We start from the raw sequence: 17,623 nt of genomic DNA, 5'->3' as shown, positions 1-17,623 counted from the left end.
CCACGTGAACGATCTCGTCTTTTTCATCAACAAGGGCCTCCTTTCCGGGATGATCATCGGTTCGATCTACGCCATGGGCGCGATCGGCGTGACGATGATCTTCGGCATTCTGCGCTTCGCCCATTTCGCGCATGGCGACCTGATGACGCTTGGCGCTTTCGTAACGCTGATCATCGCCGCGCTGCTGGCGTCCGCCGGCGTTGTCCTGCCGTTCCCGATCGCCTTCGCGGCGATCATTCCGGCGATGGCCGTCACCGCGGTTCTCGCGATCGGCCTCGACAAAATGTTCTACAAGCCGCTGCGCAACGCCGGCGCCCGGCCGGTCGTCCTCGTTATGGCCTCGGTCGGCGTCACCCTCATGCTACAGGGCCTGATTCGTCTCTTCGCCGGCGTGCGCGCCCGCGACATGTTCATCGACCAGCCGAAGGACATCTTCCAGATCCCCTTCCCCGGCGCCACGCGGGCGATGATCCTGACGGAGCCGCAAATCGTGTTGATCGGCTTCACCGTCGTCGCGGTGCTGGCGCTTCATTTGTTTCTCACGCGCTCGCGTCTCGGCAAGGCGATGCGCGCCGTCTCCGACAATCCGGAGCTCGCCCGCATCACCGGCATCAACACCAATCACGTCGTATGGGCCACCTGGATCATCGGCGGCGGGCTCGCCTGCGCCGCCGGCTCGCTTCTGTCCATGGACGTGACGCTGAAGCCGGACCTGTCCTTCAACATCCTGCTGCCGATCTTCGCGGCGACCATCGTCGGCGGCATCGGCCAGCCCTATGGGGCGATCGCCGGCGGCTTCCTCGTCGGCTTCTGCGAAACCCTCGCCGTCTTCAACTGGTCGGTGCTCCTGCGGCCGATCAAGGACAGCCTGTGGTTCGAGCTGCCGCGCAACATGGCGCTGGTGCCCACCGAGTACAAACTCATGGTGCCGTTCGTGATCCTGATCATCGTGCTGATCTACCGCCCGACAGGTATCTTCCGCGGGAGGGTCCTGTAATGGAAGGCAACCTGTTCGAGCGCAACCGCCGCGACCTGACCCTGTTCGCCGGCCTCGCACTTCTCGTCGCGATCATCTTCCTGACCCAGGGCAGCGTCTACTCGCTGCGCATGCTGGTGGAAGCCGGCTGCTATGCGATGATCGCGCTCGGGCTTACCATCCAGTGGGGTTACGCGGGTCTTTTCAATGTCGGCGTCATGGGCTTCATCGCCGCCGGGGCCGCCTCTTCGGTGCTCATCACCTTCCCCACCAATCCGGATTTCTGGAATTCCAATGGCCCGCAGCTGGTCGCCATGTTCCTCGTCAAGCTGGCCTTCAGCGCAATTCTGCTGTGGCTCGCCAATGTTTCCGGCCGGTTCGGCGTAGGCCGCCGGCTGCGCGGTTTGCTGATCGTCATAGCCATTGCCGTCGCCTATCTCGTGCTGTCGGCGCACATGACGACGATGGCCGAGCAGATTGAGGAGAACAGCGGCTGGATCGGCGGGCTCGGCCTGCCCGTTCTTGTCGGCTGGATCGTCGCCGGCGTCGTCGCCGGCGTCATCGCCTGGTTCGTCGGCAAAATCTGTCTGGGGCTACGCTCGGACTATCTGGCGATCGCGACGCTGGGCATCGCGCAAATCATCAAGCACTTTCTGAAGAACGCCGACTGGCTGACCCGCGGCACCCTCACCGTCTCGCCGCTTCCATGGCCGGTCGAAATGCCAAGCGGCGGCGAATTCATCATGGCGCGCGCGTCCTATCTCAGCCTGGTGGCGATCGCCGTCGTTATTATCTATCTGCTTCTCGAGCGCGCCTACAATGCGCCCTGGGGCCGGATGATGCGGGCGATCCGCGACAACGAGACCGCCGCCGAGGCGATGGGCAAGGACGTCACCAGCCGTCGCATCGAGATCTTCGTGCTCGGCAGCGTGCTGATGGGCTTCGGCGGCGCGATGCTCATCCACTTCGCCTCCATCTACGATCCGTCCGGCTTCCTCGATCTCAACCACACCTTCCTGATCTGGGTGATGGTGATCCTCGGCGGTTCGGGCAACAATCGCGGCGCCATTTTCGGAGCGATCTTCGTCTACATTGTCTGGGTCATGTCGGAGCCGATCACGCTTGCCCTGTTCGACGTCATCCGAACCTACGGCGTCGCCTGGTTCGACTGGGAGCCGCCGTCGGATTTTAACAGTCGGGCGCTGCAGATGCGCGTCTTCGTCATCGGCCTGACTATCACGCTGGTGCTGCGCTTCGCGCCCCGCGGCCTGCTCCCGGAGCGCCAGGCGCGGCACTAAGCGCCTCCCGCTCTCTGAGACCTTGAAGAAAGCGCCAAATTCGCATATATGACTAGAGTGGTCATATACGAGACGCGCACATGAAAGAAATCCAGCTCAAAGACGCCAAGGCTACCTTGTCGGCCGTCGTGGATCAGGCCGTTCTGGGCCGCCCCTCCGTCATCACAAGGCACGGCAAGAAGCAGGCCGTCGTCCTGTCGTTCGACGATTACGAAAAGCTGTCGCACGTCCCGAGCTTCGGGCGGCTTCTGGCGGCGTTTCCCGGCGAAGAAGGCGATATTGCGGACCGCAGCGAAAAACCCGCCCGAACCGTCGATCTCTGATGTATCTGGTCGACACCAACGTCATCTCGGCGCTGGCCCCGTCCAATCAGGGTCCCGCTTCCAAACTCATTGAGTGGCTTGATCGGGCCAGCCCGTATCTTTTTCTGTCGGTCATCACCGTTGCGGAAATCCAGTCCGGCATCGCCCGGGCGGACCGCATCGGCGCGAGCGCGAAAGCGACAAGACTGCGTGAGTGGTGGGGGGCGATTGAATATCTGTACGCCCAAAAGCTGCTGGATTTCGACCTTGGATGCGCTCACATCGCCGGCAGAATTCTCGACGAATCCCGAGCGCACCGGCCGGGATTCGAAGACATCGCGATAGCCGCGACCGCCCGGGCGCACGAGTTCACGGTTCTGACGCTCAATTTGCGGCATTTCGAACCTTTGGGGGTTCCAGCCATCGATCCGTTCGCCGCCCTGCCGCCTCTGCCCGAATAAACGCTCAACCAGTCTTGGCGTCGTCGGGCCGCATCAGTTCCCAGGCTTCCGTCACCGTTGAATAGTCTCGATATCCCATGCGCGCGATGGGACGGGCGCCGGCCGTGTCGAACCGGCCGTCACGAATGTATTCGTCGCGAATGTGGGTGTGCACGACCTGGCCGATGACGAAAAAGCGGTTGATCGGATTGCCGTCCTTATCGTTCAGCCGGGTTGCGGACACCGTGATGCATTCCATCGCCGCAGGGCTTTCGGCGACGAAGGGCGTCGAAATCTCGACCGGTTCGCCGTGCGTGAGACCGGCCAGCGCGAATTCGTTTGCCCCGTCGGGAACCGACCCGGAAGATATGTTCATGGCGTCCGCAAGCGCTTCCGTGGCGAGCGAGATGGTGAACTCGCCGCGGTCACGGGCGTTCGTGTAGGAGTGCTTCGCACCTTCGCTCGAAAATCCGACCATGTTTGGCGTGGTTCCGAGACCGGCGAAGAAGGAATAGGGAGCGAGGTTGGGCACGCCGTCGGCGTTGCGCGTCCCGATCCAGCCGATGGGTCTCGGCGCGATGATCGCCTTGAACGGATCGAATTTGAGCGCCTCCGGGCGCTCGTCGCCATAATGCATGTTCGGTCTTTCCTGCTCGTGGTCCCTTTAGTCGCAGCGCACGGTCATCCCGCCGTCCACAACAATTTCGGTCCCGGTGATGAATCGGGCTTCATCGGAAGCGAGAAATAGCGCCGCATTGGCCGTATCCCGTCCGTCGCCCATGAAGCCCAAAGGAATACGCTTCAATCGCGCGGCAAGCAACGCATCGACATCGCCGCCTGCGCGCTGGCCGGCGAGACGGGCCTCGACCATCGGCGTGTGAAGCTGTCCCGGCACGACCGTATTCACCCGAACGCCCTTCGGCGCGTATTCGATGGCGACCACGCGCGAAAACTGGATCACGGCGGCTTTTGTCGCCGCATAGGCGCTTTGCGCCGAGCCGGTCCACCGCAGACCCGACGTCGAAGACGTGTTGACAATCGCGCCGCTTCTGCGTTCGGCCATATGGGGAAGAACGGCGCGAGAGGTAAGGTAGACGGATTTGAGATTGAAGTCGACCTGCCGGTCCCAGACCTCTTCTTCCATGTCCACCGGGCCGCCCCTGGCGGATCCGCCGACATTGTTGACCAGAATATCGACCTTGCCATAGCGCGCGATACAGGCGGCGGCCATTGCCTCCACCGAGCTGCGATCCGTCACGTCGCAAAGATGTGGCTCTATGTCTCCGCCGGCGTCGCGCACGCGCTCAAGCGTCTCTTCCATGGTTTCGGCCTGCAGATCGACCGCGAAGATCCTGGCGCCTTCCTCGGAGAACCGGACACAGGCCGCGCGTCCGTTTCCCCATCCCGGGCCAACGCAACCTGCGCCCGTGACAATGGCGACCTTGCCTTCCAGGCGGCCGGTCATTGCCGAGCCTTGTCTTCGCCAAACGCATAGAGCCGCTGTGGATTGTCGACGAGAAGCGCCTGCCTTGCGTCTTTCGAAGGGGCGAATTGCGCTATCAGGTCCACCAGAACGCCGTCGTCAGGCGGGTCGGCCCGGAAATTGGGATGCGGCCAGTCAGTTCCCCACAACACGCGTCCCGGAAAAGTCTCGACGAGCTTCCTGGCGAAAGGAACAGCGTCGGCGTATGGCGGATCCATCCGCGACGCCCGCTCGCATCCTGAGACCTTGACCCAGACATGCTCGTTTTCCAACAGCTTGAGCAATTCCGTGAACGGCGCCTGATCGATGCCTTTCGAGGCGTCGATGCGCCCCATGTGATCGATAACGACAGGCACGGGCAGCGCCGCAAGCACCGGCGACAGTTCCGCGATAAGGCGGTCTTCCATGTGAATCAGCAGATGCCAGTTCGCGTTCGCCAGACGCTTCGACAGGGCGCGAAGCGCGTCCGGATCGGCGCCGGGTGCAAGATGCGACATGTAGTTGAAGCGCAATCCCCGGAAACCCTTTTCAGCAAGTTCGGCAATATGGCTGTCGGGAACGTCAGGCGGCGCAAGCGCGACGCCGAGATAGCGCCCGGGGCGATCGGCGATCGCGTCGGCCACCACCATATTGTCGAAGCCATGGCAACCGGACTGAACGATGACGCAGCGCTCGATTCCCAGCATGTCATGCAGTTTAAAAAGCTTTTCCTTCGGCGCATCGCCCGGCTTGAAGCCGCTTTCCGGCGCATAAGGGAAGCGGTCGACGGGACCGAAGACATGGCAATGGGTGTCCGTGGCGCCCGCCGGCAGCTTCATTTGCGGCGTGGAAGGCGACGGATTCCAGGTGATTGGCGCGTCGTTCATGTCAGCTCTTTCGGCGCATCGGATGGTGGCGAAATGCGGAAGATGTTCAGCGTCAGCGAAATCAGGCTGTAATAACCCAGGACGCCGACCAGATCGACGAGCCGGTCCATGCCAAGGGTCTTTTCTGCTCTTGCGTAAAGGGCGTCGGTCACCTGCCTTGTCTCCATGGCCGCACTCGTGAAGGCATGCACGACTTCCTCCTCATCGCTCGCGAAAGGCGGGTCGGTCCGGTTCCGGATCGCTTCGACCACCGTTTCGGAAAGACCGGCGTCGAGCGCATGTTTCCTGTGGGCGTACCACTCATATTCGGCGTCCCAGATCCGGGCGATCGTCAGGATCGCCAGTTCCGAAAGCCGCGGCTCGAGCTTTGAATCATAGCGGCAGTATCGACCGAGTTCCTGCGCGCGCGCCGCAAGTTCCGGACGATGCAGCCAAACCGCAAGCGGCCCACGGACGCCGCCTCTCGGGCCGGACGCGATCGCTTCGTGAATTTCCTTCTGGCGCGCGTCGTAACGGGACGGATCAGGCGCGCCCAGTCGCTGTTCTGGCCAGTCGGTCATTTTGGGGGCTCCGTATTGTTGAACGCCGGCTCCGACGCCGCAAATGCATCCAGCCATTCGACGAGCTGCGGCCACCGGGCGCGCCAGTCGACAGGCTTTCGCCAGTCGAGATAGCCGAGCGCACAGGCAAGTGAAATCGAGACCAGGTCGGTATGCGTCGGATCCGGAGGGTTGTCTGACAGATCGCCGAGCCCTCTGGCAAGCTTCCCGTGCTGATGGTCGAGCCAACGGTCCGATTTCTGGGATTCGTCCCGAAAACGCCCCTCATAGACGATCAGCAGCGCCGCATCGGCAACCCCGTCGGCGAGACAGGACCGGGTCAGACAGACGAAACGGTCAATCCCGCCTTTGGGGCAAAGCCGCCCGCCGCCGCCTAGCATGTCGAGATATTCAAGGATAACCCGGCTGTCGTAAAGAACGGTGTCGTCCACCAGCAGGCACGGCATCTTGCCGAGAGGGTTCTGCAGGCGCAGATCGTCCTCTGCGTCGAGCGTGTCGGCCGGCTGGATATCGATGGTATCCGCCAGATCGAGCACCTCGGCGGCCATACGCACCTTTCGCCCGAATGGCGACGTCAGGGTCGAGCGGAGGACCGCGCGACTGGTCGGCTCGCTGCCGGTCAATGCATTCAGTGTGCTGGTCATCTCATCGTTTCAGGTAGGAACAGGGCGATCTGCGGGAACAGGCACAAAAGGATCAGCATGGCGAAACCGGCAAGAACGAACGGCACGAGACCGCGAAAGATCTGCTCCAGTCTCACCCGGCCTTCCGACGCCGCCTGCACCACGAAACAGTTGATGCCGACCGGCGGCGTCACCGCTCCGATCTCGACCAGGAGAACAACGAATATGCCGAACCAGATCGGATCGAAGCCGAGCGACATCATCACCGGATGGGTGATCGGCAGCGTGATCGCAAGCAGCGCCGGCGCATCCATCATCATGCCAAGTGCAAGATAGATCAGTGACACCAGAACCACGATGACCCAGCGATTGACCTCCAGGCCGGTCAGATATCCGCCAACAGCGTTAGCGACGCCGGACAACGCCAGAAACTTGGAAAACAGCAACGCGCAGATCAGGATGGCGAAAATCATCGCCGACGTGCGAATGGTCTCCAGCAACGTCTTCTTCAGTTCGACGCCCTTCAGGCCGCGATGTCGGATGATCGCAAGAAAGAAGGTGAACGCTGCGCCGATCGCGCCGGCTTCGGTGGGTGTGAATATGCCGAGATACAGCCCGGCGACGATCACTATGATGACGAGAACCAGCGGGCCGGCGAGGCGCAGGGACGCCAACTTCTCGCGCAGGGTGAAATGCTGATGCTGCAGCGGCGCGAGCTTCGGGTTTCGAAAGACGGTCAGCCAGATTGCGATACAGAGCACGATCGAAAAAACGACGCCGGGAATGAAACCGGCGATCAGCAATGAACCGATCGAACTGTCCGTCAGGATTCCGTAGACGACGACCAGCGCCGATGGTGGAATCATCACCGCCAGTGTGCCGGCGATCGCGATGGACGCCGAAGCGAGGCTCTTGTCATAGCCGCGATCCAGCATCTGGGGGAGCGCCAGTTTTGTAAACACCGTCGCCGTGCCGACCGAGGATCCGGACGCGGCCCCGAACGCAGCAGCGCCGAGTGTCGTCGAAATGGCGAGGCCGCCGCGCAGATTGCCGAGCCATTTGGTCGTCGCCTCGAACAGGTCCTCGCCCAGCCCTGCGCGCATGGCGAAGAAGCCCATCAGCAGGAAAAGCGGGATGACCGAGAAATGGAAAGAATGGGTGGTGTCGAAGAAGACCGTGCCGAGGATGGCCGTCGCGGCATTGAATCCGACGAGGGAGGCGAGACCGAAAGCGCCCACCAACCCGAGCGCAACCATGACATTGACGCCGAGCAGGATCGTGCCGAACAGCGCGACAACGCCAAGCATGCCGATCGAGAGCGAACTCATTGCGCTTCTCCCGCTTCGTCGCCGGCCAGTTTTCCGCCCATGGCGCAGTAAATCGCATCAAGAAGGAACTGGATGGCGAGCAGCGCCAGACCGAAGAACACCGCGAACTTAACCGGCCATATCGGAAAGCGGATCGAACCGCGTTCCAGTTCGCCGATCGCAAAACTCTTCATCGCCATGTTCCATCCCGCATAGGCGGCCCAGGCGAAGAGCAGCGCGCCAAGCAGCATGGCGATTACCTTGACGAAACGCTGCAGCGGTGCCTGAAAATGCTGGGTCAGGAGAACGACCTTGATGTGCTCGCCCTTCAGCTGGGTCAGCGCCAGCGACAGGAAAATCATCAGTGGCAAGGCGCTTTCCGTCAGTTCAAGCGTGCCTGCAATCGGCGCGTTGAAAATGAACCGGAGAAGCGCGTTGGCGACGACGAGACACATGACGGCAAAGGTCAAGATACCGGCCAGCAAGCCGCACTGGGTCAACACCACGCCATAGGATGCGCGCAGACGTTCAAGATTTTTCATCGATTTCGCGGTCCCTGATAATTGTTGGCCCCGTCAATAGTGACGGGACCAGTCTCTATCAGAACTTGAGATTGCTGACGATTTCATCGGCCGGCAAACCGGCGGCGTTCGCCTTGTCGATCCATTCCTGGCGTACGGCCTGGATCCCGGCGTCATCGATGACGGCGAGCAGTTCATCCTGCGGGAATTCAATGACCTCGACGCCGAGATCGCCCTTCCACAGTTCGCCGACGCGCGCGCGATCTTCGTCCAGAACACGCGCATATTCGACAAGATAATCCTTGCCGAGCTGATCGACGATCGCCTTGGTTTCGTCGTCCATGCCGTTGTAGCTGTCGAGGTTCATCGCCAGCAGGTGGCCGAAAGACGCGCCAAGCGGAATATCGATATAGTACTTTGCGACTTCGTCGTATTTCCATCCGCGCGCCAGGGCCGGACCAATCGGCGTACAGTCGATGATCGAGCGCTGCAGGGCCTCATAGGCTTCGGATGTGGCGATTGAAACCGGCGTTGCGCCAAGCGCCTCGATCAGTTTCGGATAGGCGAAGCCGTAGGACCGGATGCGCAGACCTTCAAGGTCTTTCACATTGTTGACCGGCTTCGTGCAGAGCAGGCCGTAGCTTTCCAGCGGCCGGAAGCCGAAGGCGTAGAGGTTCTGACTCGCCAGTTCGTCCTTGAACTGCGGGTAGGTCTCGTGGAGTTTTTCCAGGAACTGGCCAACTTCAAGGGTGCCCATCGGCTGCGGAATAAAGAAGCCGACGGCGTTGTTCATCGGCATTGCGTCGGGGAAATAGGGCGTGATGATATCGCCGAAATCGCCAACTCCTGCCGCCAGCGCATCCGGTATTTCGCGCGTCTTTGCGACCGATCCGCCCCAGAACACTTCGATCTCGTGCTTGCCGCCTGTCCGCTTCGCGAACTCGTCGACCAGCCACTGGGTCGTGATCGCCTGGGCGTCACCGGCGCCCTGAGGCTTGAATGTGATCCATTTGTAAACTTCCGCCTGCCCCGATACGGTCAGGCCGAGAACCGTCGCCAGGGCGAGCCCGGTCGAACGAAACAGCTTCGTGTAATTCATGGTTCCTCCCAAATAATGGACTGCGGGTCACTCCTTGACCCGGTAGGGCGGACGATGCCGGATGCGGCCGATATATTGCAAATACTATAAACTGATCGCCTTCATACCTTTCAGGAATACCTACCGCCATATTCCCCGCGCCACGAGATCGGCGACAATGACCCGCGTCGTCTGCTCAACGATCTGGATCGCTTTCTTGCGGCGCTGGTCGGCTTTGGTGGCGATGCAGAGCGTCCAGTCGATCCTCGGCTCCGTGATCGGTCTTGCCTCCAGCGTTCCCTGCTGGATTTCGGAAAGCACGCCGCCATAGGTCAGGATCGTGAAGCCGTGACCGTTGCGAACGAGCGATTTGAGATGCCAGACGCCATCCACGCGTTGGACGATGTTCAGCTCTTCACCCATCGCGTCGGCGTGCTTGTCGACGAGGATCCGCAGATAATTCGGTCTGCTTGGCATGATCAGGGGCAGCGAAATGGCCTCGCGCAATGTGTAGCCAGGGCGGTCCAGCGAACCGTGCGGGCCGATAAGATAAAGATGCTCGACGAGCAGTTCCGACGTCTCGATGTCGTTTTGCAGCGGAGCGTCGTGCATCACAGCCAGACCGATCTCGCCGCGCCCAAGCTTGCTTTCCAGGTCGCGACTGAACCCCTCGACGAAACGCAACTCGATCTCGGGATATTTCGCTTTCATTTCCGCCAGCAGCGGCGGCACAATGAATTCTCCCGGCGTCGGCGGCATGCCGACGACGACCACGCCGCGCGGCGCTTCCGTGTGCGCCGTGACATCGTGGTGCGCCTGGGTGATCTGCGCCATGACGGCGTATATGCGGCGTTGAAGGATCTCGCCGGCTTCGGTCAGTTCGACGCCGCGCGGGGTCCGCTTGAAAACAGGCACGCCGAGGTCTTCCTCCAGCCGCGCGATCTGCCGGCTGAGGGCGGGCTGGGCGATGCGCAACCGCTCCGACGCCCTCGTCATGTTCTTCTCTTCGGCCACGCAAAGAAAATAGCGCAACGTGCGCAATTCCGGCTGCCAGTCTAGGTTACCGGTCTTGCCGGTGGTCAGATCCATTCAGACGTCCTTTGGCGCGATATCAAAGCGATGTTGTTTCGCTTTCTATTATCTTACCGCGCCAATGTCGAAAATCGGTTCAATCGCCCCGCCGGCTGCCGTGAAAAGCGTGAAGGGTCAGAGGCCCGCCGCCCTGAGGTACCGGGCGATGGTTTCCCTGGCGTCGCTTTCGAAGGGAAACAGCTTGAAGTAATCCTCCAGCCCGAAATCGGGCCGCGCGGCGCGCAGCCGCGCCACGTGGAAATCCACGCGATCAGGCAAGCCTGCCGCAACGGCGCACCAGACCGCGATAATGCTCGCCAGATGGCTCGACCGCGGGTGAAGATCGGATGCTTCTGCAGCGCGATAGCCCTCCTCCACTTCGCCTGCGAGCGTCAGCGCGTGCGCCCGGATCGCGCTCATGTGAAAACCCGCCGGATCCAGCGGACTGAGGGACTGCCCTGCGTCAGCGTGCGCGAGTGCGTCGGCGTTGCGTCCGACAAACAGCAGCGCCCAGGCGCAAAAACTGCGCGCGAGGTAGGAACTGGGGTTCAAGGCGACCGCGCGAAGCAGATGATGCAGGCCGTCGCTCCGGTCTCCCATGGCCCCCAATCGCGCAGCCCATCGCCACAAGGCCGTCCGGCTCGTCCGAGTCGAGTTCGATGGCCCGGCCCGCCAGATCGACGCAACGCATCAGCGCGTCAGTGCTGGTCAGCGGTTCGAACAGGAGTTGCCGGCGAAACTCCAGCGACGCCAGAGCGGCGGATATGCGGGCTGCGTCCGGCGCGAGCGTTACGGCGCGAGACAGAATGGCGTGCGCATGCTCGACTTCGGCAATCGTGGAGGCGTAACGCGACGGTCCTTCCGCGCGATGATAGAGGCCCCAGGCGTCGAGTTCCTCGATCGGCTTCAGGCGCGCGACCGTCCGCATATGCGTCTTAATGCGCGTTTCGACCGACGTCGCGATCTGCCTTCCGATGGCGTCGATCACGTCGATCACGCCGTCCAGCGCGCAATCGAACGTTTCGGCCCAGACCACGCGGGTGGTTTCCGCGTCGCAGAGCTAAACGGAGGCGCGCAGCCGCCTTTCGTCGGTCATCGCGTGACCGGAAAGCGCGTAGCGAACGCCGAGCCTGCGCGCCAGCGTCACCGGGTCGAGCTCTTCGGCCTTCAGAACCGCAACGCTGCCGCGACCGGTGACAAAGAGCCAGCGCGAGCGGGCGAGCGCCACCGCGATATTACGCGAAAGTCCGGTCGAAATCGCCATCGTCTCGGGCGACTCGGCTATGGTCTCGAAGGGCAGGACGACGACGGACGGTCCCGAAGGCAAGGCTCATTCGCCGTGTGACAGCGCCTCGTTGCTCGCAGGCGCGGTTTCGCTTGCCTTTACAGAGGCCGGCGCAACTGCCTCTCCGGGGAGAAGACGGTAACCGGACTTCGAAATCGTCTCGAGATAGCGGGGATTGCGCAACGGAGATCAAGACAATGAGAAAGTTTCTGATCGGGGCGACGATGGCGATCGCCATGTCCACCGCCGCGCTTGCCGGAGAAAACGCCTACCCGAACGATCATCTGATCATCGACGCGAGCACGCTCGGCGCGCTCGTTTCGGCCAGCAGTGAAACTCCGGTCGTCGTCATCGACATGCGTCCGGCCGAGGCCTATGCAGAAGGTCACATCGCCGGCGCGCAGAGCATGCCGTTCACCGCGCTGTCCGACCCGGAAGGGCCGGTCGAAGGCATGTTGCGCTCCGAGGCGGAGCTTGCCAACCTCTTCGCGGCGGCGGGGCTGGATGCATCGTCGCAGATCGTGCTTTACGACGATCGAGGCGGCTTCCGCGCGGCGCGCCTGTTCTGGCTGCTCGAGCTCCATGGCTACCGCAACGTCTCGATCCTCGATGGCGGAATCGACGCCTGGACAGCCTCGGGCCTGCCGCTGTCGGCCGAAGCCGGCGCGGCGCCTGCCGGGCGTCCCCGCTTTCCGGTCCCCTACACGCCGCGGCGCTACGCTTCGGCGGAATGGATCCTGGAGCGGCGGCATGACCCGGAGACGGTCGTTGTCGACGTTCGCCCCGCAGACCTGTTCGCCAAGGGGCACATCCCCTGGGCGCGCAACATTCCCTGGGCCGCCAATCTGGACGCCGACGGAACCATGTTCGACCCGCAGGCGCTCAGCCTCCATTTCCTCGAGGCCGGCGTCACTCCGGAAGCCAATGTGGTGGTCCACTGCCAGAAAGGCTCGGCGGCCGCGCACAGCTACTTTGCGCTCAGGCTTCTCGGCTATCCCCGGGTGCGGGTCTATGACCGCTCCTGGTCGGAATGGGGCGCCGATCCCTCCCTGCCGCGCGCGGCGATGGTCGGAGAATAGGCGAGAGACCCGGAGGCGGCCGCAACAGGCCGCCTCCGAATTGTTGGTCAGATCTGGTTCTGGCCGCCGTCGACGAAGAACTCGACGCCATTGACGAAGCTGGATTCGCCGGACGCCAGAAACAGCACCGCGCTTGCAATTTCCTCGGGTCGGCCGATCCTGCTTGCGGGATTGAGTCCGGCAAGCTGCCTTTTCGTCTCTTCGGCGTCCGCGCCGCCTCCGAAAAGTTCAGTCAGACCCGCGGTGTCCGTCAGGCCCGGACTGACGACGTTGACGCGAATCCCGCGATCCTTGAGATCGAGAATCCAGCTGCGGGCAAAATTGCGCACTGCCGCCTTGGTCGCCGAATAGACGCTGAAGTTGGCCGTGCCGGCGCTGCCGGTCGTCGAGCCGGTGAGGATCACCGAAGCGCCGTCGCGCAACATCGGCAGCGCCTTCTGCACGGTGAAGAGAACGCCTTTCACATTCGTATCGAAAGTCCGCTGGAAATGCTCTTCGGTGATCGCGCCAAGCGGCGCAAAATCGCCGCCGCCCGCGTTTGCGAACAGCACGTCGATCTGCGCATGGGCCTGCTGAACCGCATCGTAAAGCCGGTCGATGTCGGCCAGATCGGACATGTCTCCGCGCACGCCGGTCACGTTGCCGTCGATTGACCGAACCGCGGCGTCGAGCGCCTCCTTGCGGCGTCCGGTTATGAAAACGGCGGCGCCTTCAGCCGCAAACGCCCTGGCGGTCGCGAGGCCGATGCCGCTCGTGCCTCCGGTTATCACCACGACCTTGTTCTCGAACTTGCTCATCGTCTGTCTCCTGTGTCGCGGGCAGGACCACCCTGCCCCGTGCTTTGGAGATAATTCTGCGACGATTAAGCTTGTAGTATGCAAAAACGGCCTCTATCGTTCTGAAAATGGAACGATAATCATGAAAACCGATCTCAACGACTACGCCTATTTCTCGGAAGTGGTGACGCATGGCGGCTTCGCCGCAGCGGCCCGGGCGTTGCGGGAGCCCAAATCAAAGCTCAGCCGGCGCGTCGCCCGCCTGGAAGCGCGTCTCGGGATCCGGCTGATAGAACGCTCGAGCCGGCGCTTTCGGGTCACCGATGTCGGCCAGGCCTTCTACGAACGCTGCCGGACGATCCAGCTTGAGGCCGAGCAGGCCGAAGCTCTGGTGCTGCAGTCGCAATCCGAACCGCGTGGGCTGATCAGGTTCAGTTGCCCGACCGGTATGGTGGAGGTCGTCTCGGACCTGACGCGCAGCTTTCTGGAGCGCTATCCCGGCATGCGGCTTCAACTCGTCGCGGCCGACCGGCCCGTGGACCTCATCGGCGAGCGGATCGACCTCGCCTTGCGGGTGCGCGTCGCATTGACCAGTGACGCCGAATTGACAATGCGCTCGCTCGGCAGTTCCACGCGCGTCCTGGTCGCGAGTCCGGCGCTGGCGAACCGGCTGAACGATATCGAGCAACTGAAACAGACGCCGACGCTCGCCACCAGCGACACGGACGCCGAGACCGAATGGCGGCTGGAGTCCGCAGATGGCAAGGCGCATACGCTTCGCCACGAACCGCGCCTTGGCTGCGCCGACATGGCGGCGGTGCGCGAAGCCGCTGTTGCGGGGCTTGGCGTTGCGCTTCTGCCCTATCACGCCTGCCTCCCGGCGCTGGATGACGGCCGGCTGTTGCGGGTATTGCCCGAGTGGCGCGGGCAGAAGGGCCTGGTCCACCTCGTCTTTACGACGCGGCGCGGATTGCCCGTCGCCGTCCGCGCCCTGATCGACCATCTCGCCGCCGGGTTTCCGAGCGACGTGCTGGACGGCGGCTAATCCGCCTCCATCGTGTCGGCGATATAGCCGCCGGTCTGCCGCTTCCACAGCCGCGCATACAGTCCGTCGCGGGCGAGCAGGTCCGCCGGCGCGCCCTGTTCGACGATCCGCCCCTCGTCCAGCACCACGATCCGGTCCATCTCGGCGATGGTCGAAAGCCGGTGGGCGATCGCGATCACCGTCTTGCCTTCCATCAGCAGCGCCAGCTTTTCCTGAACGGCGGCTTCCGCCTCGCTGTCGAGCGCCGAGGTCGCCTCGTCGAGCACCAGGATCGGCGCGTTCTTCAAAAGCACCCTGGCGATCGCCACGCGCTGCCGCTGTCCGCCGGAAAGCTTGACCCCGCGATCGCCGACGAAGGCGTCATAGCCGGTGCGGCCTTCCGCGTCGTTCAGGCCGGTGATGAAGTCGTGCGCCTCGGCAAGCCGCGCGGCCTGCACCATTTCCGTGCGCGAAGCCTCCGGCCGGCCGTACAGGATATTGTCGCCGACGGAGCGGTGCAGGAGCGAGACATCTTGCGTCACGACGCCGATGCTCTCGCGCAGGCTCTCCTGGGTCACGCCGCCGATATCCTGTCCGTCGATCAGGATCGAGCCGTCCCGCAGGTCGAACAGCCTGAGCAACAGGCTGACGAGCGTCGACTTGCCGGCCCCGGACAGTCCCACCAGCCCAACCTTCTCGCCGGCGCGCACCGTCATCGACAGGTCGCGGATCACCTGTTGCCGCGCTCGGTATTCGAAATGGATGTTGCGGAACTCCACCTTGCCGTCGTGCACCTTCAGCGGGCGGGCGTCGGGCGCGTCGACGATCGTCGGCGGCGTCGTGATCACCGGCATCGCGTCGCGGATCGTGCCGGCCGCCTGATAGACCTGCCGCCCCATGTGAAGAAACGCCCGGGCGTTGCCCGAAAGCCGTTGCACGATCGCCACCGAGGCGACGAACTCCCCGATCGTTATGAACCCGGCGACAAGCCCCCAGAGCCCGACCGCGAAGTTGCCGAGCAGGAGGGCGACGTTGAAAAGCACCACCGTGGCGTCGGTCGTCAGGAAGATGCGCCGTTCCTGCTGCTGGCTCTCGACGGCGTTGCCCACCACCGTGCGCATGGCGCCGGCCTCGCTGTCTTCGGCCGCGAAGAGCTTCACCATCTGGATATTGCTGTAGAGATCGGTCATCGCGCCGACGACCAGGCTGTTGGCCCTGGCCGAGCGGCGGGAGCGGCCGGAAAATTTCGGCGTCGCCTTCACCACAAGCGCGATATTGGCGACAATCCACACGAAGACCGGTAGCGCCAGCGGCCACGCCAGCGCCCCCAGCAGCGCCAGCGACCCGACAAACTGCACTATGAAATGCGGCGCGCTCTGGAAGGCGACGACGATCTGCTGCTGCAGCGCGGACGCAACTTGCGAAATGCGGGTCGCCACCTGTCCGGCGAACAGATCATGGAAAAACGCCAGGTCCTGGCGCTCCACCGCCTTGTGCCCCTGCCATTGCATGGCCGCCGGCAGGCAGACCGCGACCACCTGTGAGCCGAGCGTGTTCGCAAGGAAGATGAAGACCGGCATGACCGGAAAAAGCAGGACGCCCAGAACGGCCAGCATCAGCCAGTCTTCCCTCAGGAACGCCTCGCCCCCCTTGGTGTTCACGCCGTCGACGATAACCGAAACGCCCCAGATGACGGAAAGATTGATCAGTTCGACGGCTATGCTGAGAAAGGCGGAAGCCGCCAGCACGCCGCGAAACATCTTCGCGAAATGCATGACGAGCGAAAACGGCCCGTCATCGGGCAGCGGCGAATAGGGAATGTCCAGGGGGCGGACAAGCCTCTCGAAGGGACCATAGATGGCGTCTGAAAGCGACATGCGGCGCGGACCGGCTCAGCTGAAAACGGGGTTCAATACACAGAATCGACAATCGATCCGGCGGGAATCGCAGTTTCGCATGAATGTCCCTCGCCTGACCATGGCGACTTTTAGCAAGACGCCGGGTTGCCGGGCGCCGCATCAAGTGCGGCAAGAGACCCTAGCGATCGCCACAACCGCCGGGTTCACCAGTTAACCGTCATGACGCGCGAGATAGACGGTCTGCGTGAAATCCCGTTCCTGTATGGGGTTGAAGAAGACAACGGGCTCTGCCCTGCCATTGCCGAACGCTTCCTTCAGGACATCGACGAAAGCCTGATCGGGTTTGTCGTTCGACCACAGGCCGAACACGCCTCCCGGTTTGAGATGCCTGGCAAGCTGTCGAAGGGCGGCCGGCCGATAGAACGCCGAACTGCGCGTATCGAGCAGGGCCTCGGGCGAGTGGTCGATATCGAGCAGGATTGCGTCGAAACGGCGTCCCGGCGCATCGAAACCCTCATCCTGTCCCGCCAGTTCGAAAAAATCGCCCTGCCGGAACTGGCATCGCGCATCTGCCGTCAGCCGCGCGCCGAGCGGCGCCAGCCCGGTGCGGTGCCAGTCGATAACCGCGTCGAGCAGTTCTATGACGACAAGCGAACCGACATTGGCGTTTTCCAGCACCTCGCTGGCGGTATAGCCAAGACCGAGACCGCCGACCAGGACGTCGAGATCGTCGCCCTGCAGGTCCGCCAGCGCCAGTGTTGCGAGCGCTGTCTCCGATGCCGTAAAAAGGCTCGACATCAGAAATTCCTCGCCGAGCTTGATCTCGTACACGTCGATGCCGAGCGACATCTGGCGTCGGCGGCGCAAGCTGATCGCTCCGATCGGTGTCGGCCGGTAGTCAAGCTCTTCGAAAAGCAGGCTCATGGTAAGATGATCTTTCGCTGATGACGCATGGCGTCGCTACAGTAACGCATGGCGGGCTATGCGCCTAGCGGGGTGGATTTGAAGCTCCTTTCATTCTTGCAGCAACCTCTTGCAGGAACTTCAGATTCGGGACGCCGGCCGACGGACATGG

General features: G+C 62.7%; 21 protein-coding genes. 6 read left to right on the top strand and 15 right to left on the bottom strand.

Annotation, left to right across the window (positions count from 1 at the left end; genetic code table 11):
• The first annotated feature begins 4 nt into the window (after nucleotides 1-4).
• The 4 genes from AAFN47_RS14470 (at nucleotide 5) to AAFN47_RS14455 (ending at nucleotide 3,037) form a co-directional block, all read left to right on the top strand.
• On the top strand, nucleotides 5-997 hold the full coding sequence (locus tag AAFN47_RS14470) for a branched-chain amino acid ABC transporter permease (protein ID WP_499809954.1): 993 nt from the start codon (nucleotides 5-7) through the stop codon (nucleotides 995-997).
• Nucleotides 997-2,274 (top strand): branched-chain amino acid ABC transporter permease, encoded by a 1,278-nt coding sequence (locus AAFN47_RS14465; protein ID WP_499809953.1) that lies wholly within the window; start codon nucleotides 997-999, stop codon nucleotides 2,272-2,274. Before AAFN47_RS14470 ends, AAFN47_RS14465 begins: the two co-directional genes overlap by 1 nt.
• Nucleotides 2,275-2,354: 80 nt before the next feature.
• On the top strand, nucleotides 2,355-2,597 hold the full coding sequence (locus AAFN47_RS14460) for a type II toxin-antitoxin system Phd/YefM family antitoxin (RefSeq protein WP_499809952.1): 243 nt from the start codon (nucleotides 2,355-2,357) through the stop codon (nucleotides 2,595-2,597).
• Nucleotides 2,597-3,037 carry a type II toxin-antitoxin system VapC family toxin gene (locus tag AAFN47_RS14455; RefSeq protein ID WP_499809951.1) on the top strand — a complete coding sequence of 147 codons (441 nt, stop codon included), beginning with the start codon at nucleotides 2,597-2,599 and terminating at the stop codon, nucleotides 3,035-3,037. Before AAFN47_RS14460 ends, AAFN47_RS14455 begins: the two co-directional genes overlap by 1 nt.
• A 4-nt stretch (nucleotides 3,038-3,041) precedes the next feature.
• Here AAFN47_RS14455 and AAFN47_RS14450 read toward each other — a convergent pair whose 3' ends face one another.
• The 12 genes from AAFN47_RS14450 to AAFN47_RS14395 all read right to left on the bottom strand — a co-directional run bounded on the left by AAFN47_RS14450 (nucleotide 3,042) and on the right by AAFN47_RS14395 (nucleotide 11,852).
• Nucleotides 3,042-3,653, bottom strand: coding sequence for a flavin reductase family protein (locus AAFN47_RS14450; protein WP_499809950.1), 612 nt, complete (start codon nucleotides 3,651-3,653; stop codon nucleotides 3,042-3,044).
• Nucleotides 3,654-3,680: 27 nt separating this feature from the next.
• The gene (locus AAFN47_RS14445; RefSeq protein ID WP_499809949.1) at nucleotides 3,681-4,481 is read right to left on the bottom strand and encodes an SDR family NAD(P)-dependent oxidoreductase; all 801 of its coding nucleotides are present in this window, start codon (nucleotides 4,479-4,481) and stop codon (nucleotides 3,681-3,683) included.
• Complete coding sequence (locus AAFN47_RS14440; protein ID WP_499809948.1) at nucleotides 4,478-5,365, bottom strand: amidohydrolase family protein; 888 nt, start codon at nucleotides 5,363-5,365, stop codon at nucleotides 4,478-4,480. Before AAFN47_RS14440 ends, AAFN47_RS14445 begins: the two co-directional genes overlap by 4 nt.
• Nucleotides 5,362-5,925 carry a carboxymuconolactone decarboxylase family protein gene (locus AAFN47_RS14435; protein ID WP_499809947.1) on the bottom strand — a complete coding sequence of 188 codons (564 nt, stop codon included), beginning with the start codon at nucleotides 5,923-5,925 and terminating at the stop codon, nucleotides 5,362-5,364. Before AAFN47_RS14435 ends, AAFN47_RS14440 begins: the two co-directional genes overlap by 4 nt.
• Entirely contained in the window at nucleotides 5,922-6,569 is a 648-nt protein-coding gene (locus AAFN47_RS14430; protein ID WP_499809946.1) for a glutathione S-transferase family protein, read from the bottom strand. Before AAFN47_RS14430 ends, AAFN47_RS14435 begins: the two co-directional genes overlap by 4 nt.
• Complete coding sequence (locus AAFN47_RS14425; protein ID WP_499809945.1) at nucleotides 6,566-7,876, bottom strand: TRAP transporter large permease; 1,311 nt, start codon at nucleotides 7,874-7,876, stop codon at nucleotides 6,566-6,568. Before AAFN47_RS14425 ends, AAFN47_RS14430 begins: the two co-directional genes overlap by 4 nt.
• A complete protein-coding gene (locus AAFN47_RS14420; protein ID WP_499809944.1) occupies nucleotides 7,873-8,397 on the bottom strand; it encodes a TRAP transporter small permease subunit in 525 nt (174 codons plus the stop codon). Before AAFN47_RS14420 ends, AAFN47_RS14425 begins: the two co-directional genes overlap by 4 nt.
• 58 nt (nucleotides 8,398-8,455) lie before the next feature.
• A complete protein-coding gene (locus AAFN47_RS14415) occupies nucleotides 8,456-9,475 on the bottom strand; it encodes a C4-dicarboxylate TRAP transporter substrate-binding protein (RefSeq protein WP_499809943.1) in 1,020 nt (339 codons plus the stop codon).
• A gap of 120 nt (nucleotides 9,476-9,595) precedes the next feature.
• Nucleotides 9,596-10,543, bottom strand: a complete 948-nt coding sequence (locus tag AAFN47_RS14410; RefSeq protein WP_499809942.1) for a LysR family transcriptional regulator — start codon at nucleotides 10,541-10,543, stop codon at nucleotides 9,596-9,598.
• 117 nt (nucleotides 10,544-10,660) lie between these two features.
• Nucleotides 10,661-10,945: a hypothetical protein gene (locus tag AAFN47_RS14405; RefSeq protein WP_499809941.1), complete on the bottom strand. Its 285-nt coding sequence runs from the start codon at nucleotides 10,943-10,945 to the stop codon at nucleotides 10,661-10,663.
• Nucleotides 10,946-10,988: 43 nt separating this feature from the next.
• Entirely contained in the window at nucleotides 10,989-11,561 is a 573-nt protein-coding gene (locus AAFN47_RS14400; protein WP_499809940.1) for a hypothetical protein, read from the bottom strand.
• 24 nt (nucleotides 11,562-11,585) lie between these two features.
• Complete coding sequence (locus AAFN47_RS14395) at nucleotides 11,586-11,852, bottom strand: hypothetical protein (RefSeq protein ID WP_499809939.1); 267 nt, start codon at nucleotides 11,850-11,852, stop codon at nucleotides 11,586-11,588.
• A 155-nt stretch (nucleotides 11,853-12,007) separates the two neighbouring features.
• On the opposite strand from AAFN47_RS14395, the gene AAFN47_RS14390 reads away from it, so the two are divergent.
• Entirely contained in the window at nucleotides 12,008-12,889 is an 882-nt protein-coding gene (locus tag AAFN47_RS14390; protein WP_499809938.1) for a sulfurtransferase, read from the top strand.
• A gap of 47 nt (nucleotides 12,890-12,936) precedes the next feature.
• Here AAFN47_RS14390 and AAFN47_RS14385 read toward each other — a convergent pair whose 3' ends face one another.
• Nucleotides 12,937-13,686: an SDR family NAD(P)-dependent oxidoreductase gene (locus tag AAFN47_RS14385; RefSeq protein WP_499809937.1), complete on the bottom strand. Its 750-nt coding sequence runs from the start codon at nucleotides 13,684-13,686 to the stop codon at nucleotides 12,937-12,939.
• Nucleotides 13,687-13,807: 121 nt separating this feature from the next.
• On the opposite strand from AAFN47_RS14385, the gene AAFN47_RS14380 reads away from it, so the two are divergent.
• Nucleotides 13,808-14,710, top strand: coding sequence for a LysR substrate-binding domain-containing protein (locus AAFN47_RS14380; protein WP_499809936.1), 903 nt, complete (start codon nucleotides 13,808-13,810; stop codon nucleotides 14,708-14,710).
• Here the strand turns inward: AAFN47_RS14380 and AAFN47_RS14375 are convergent.
• Together AAFN47_RS14375 and AAFN47_RS14370 are read right to left on the bottom strand one after the other, a co-directional pair.
• Nucleotides 14,707-16,566 carry an ABC transporter ATP-binding protein gene (locus AAFN47_RS14375; RefSeq protein ID WP_499809935.1) on the bottom strand — a complete coding sequence of 620 codons (1,860 nt, stop codon included), beginning with the start codon at nucleotides 16,564-16,566 and terminating at the stop codon, nucleotides 14,707-14,709. The genes AAFN47_RS14380 and AAFN47_RS14375 overlap by 4 nt on opposite strands.
• A gap of 192 nt (nucleotides 16,567-16,758) precedes the next feature.
• On the bottom strand, nucleotides 16,759-17,472 hold the full coding sequence (locus AAFN47_RS14370; protein WP_499809934.1) for a spermine/spermidine synthase domain-containing protein: 714 nt from the start codon (nucleotides 17,470-17,472) through the stop codon (nucleotides 16,759-16,761).
• Nucleotides 17,473-17,623: the final 151 nt, after the last annotated feature.

The sequence above is a fragment of the Hoeflea sp. CAU 1731 genome (assembly GCF_039888615.1).
In the GTDB taxonomy this organism is placed as follows: Bacteria; Pseudomonadota; Alphaproteobacteria; order Rhizobiales; family Rhizobiaceae; genus Flavimaribacter.
This window is presented reverse-complemented; position numbering and strand designations above follow the sequence as displayed.

Coding starts and splice junctions, on each gene's coding strand:
- AAFN47_RS14465 (WP_499809953.1), top strand. CDS start 997: ATGGAAGGCAACCTGTTCGAGCGCAACCGCCGCGACCTGACCCTGTTC.
- AAFN47_RS14460 (WP_499809952.1), top strand. CDS start 2,355: ATGAAAGAAATCCAGCTCAAAGACGCCAAGGCTACCTTGTCGGCCGTC.
- AAFN47_RS14455 (WP_499809951.1), top strand. CDS start 2,597: ATGTATCTGGTCGACACCAACGTCATCTCGGCGCTGGCCCCGTCCAAT.
- AAFN47_RS14450 (WP_499809950.1), bottom strand. CDS start 3,653: ATGCATTATGGCGACGAGCGCCCGGAGGCGCTCAAATTCGATCCGTTC.
- AAFN47_RS14445 (WP_499809949.1), bottom strand. CDS start 4,481: ATGACCGGCCGCCTGGAAGGCAAGGTCGCCATTGTCACGGGCGCAGGT.
- AAFN47_RS14440 (WP_499809948.1), bottom strand. CDS start 5,365: ATGAACGACGCGCCAATCACCTGGAATCCGTCGCCTTCCACGCCGCAA.
- AAFN47_RS14435 (WP_499809947.1), bottom strand. CDS start 5,925: ATGACCGACTGGCCAGAACAGCGACTGGGCGCGCCTGATCCGTCCCGT.
- AAFN47_RS14430 (WP_499809946.1), bottom strand. CDS start 6,569: ATGACCAGCACACTGAATGCATTGACCGGCAGCGAGCCGACCAGTCGC.
- AAFN47_RS14425 (WP_499809945.1), bottom strand. CDS start 7,876: ATGAGTTCGCTCTCGATCGGCATGCTTGGCGTTGTCGCGCTGTTCGGC.
- AAFN47_RS14420 (WP_499809944.1), bottom strand. CDS start 8,397: ATGAAAAATCTTGAACGTCTGCGCGCATCCTATGGCGTGGTGTTGACC.
- AAFN47_RS14415 (WP_499809943.1), bottom strand. CDS start 9,475: ATGAATTACACGAAGCTGTTTCGTTCGACCGGGCTCGCCCTGGCGACG.
- AAFN47_RS14410 (WP_499809942.1), bottom strand. CDS start 10,543: ATGGATCTGACCACCGGCAAGACCGGTAACCTAGACTGGCAGCCGGAA.
- AAFN47_RS14405 (WP_499809941.1), bottom strand. CDS start 10,945: ATGAGCGCGATCCGGGCGCACGCGCTGACGCTCGCAGGCGAAGTGGAG.
- AAFN47_RS14390 (WP_499809938.1), top strand. CDS start 12,008: ATGAGAAAGTTTCTGATCGGGGCGACGATGGCGATCGCCATGTCCACC.
- AAFN47_RS14385 (WP_499809937.1), bottom strand. CDS start 13,686: ATGAGCAAGTTCGAGAACAAGGTCGTGGTGATAACCGGAGGCACGAGC.
- AAFN47_RS14380 (WP_499809936.1), top strand. CDS start 13,808: ATGAAAACCGATCTCAACGACTACGCCTATTTCTCGGAAGTGGTGACG.
- AAFN47_RS14375 (WP_499809935.1), bottom strand. CDS start 16,566: ATGTCGCTTTCAGACGCCATCTATGGTCCCTTCGAGAGGCTTGTCCGC.
- AAFN47_RS14370 (WP_499809934.1), bottom strand. CDS start 17,472: ATGAGCCTGCTTTTCGAAGAGCTTGACTACCGGCCGACACCGATCGGA.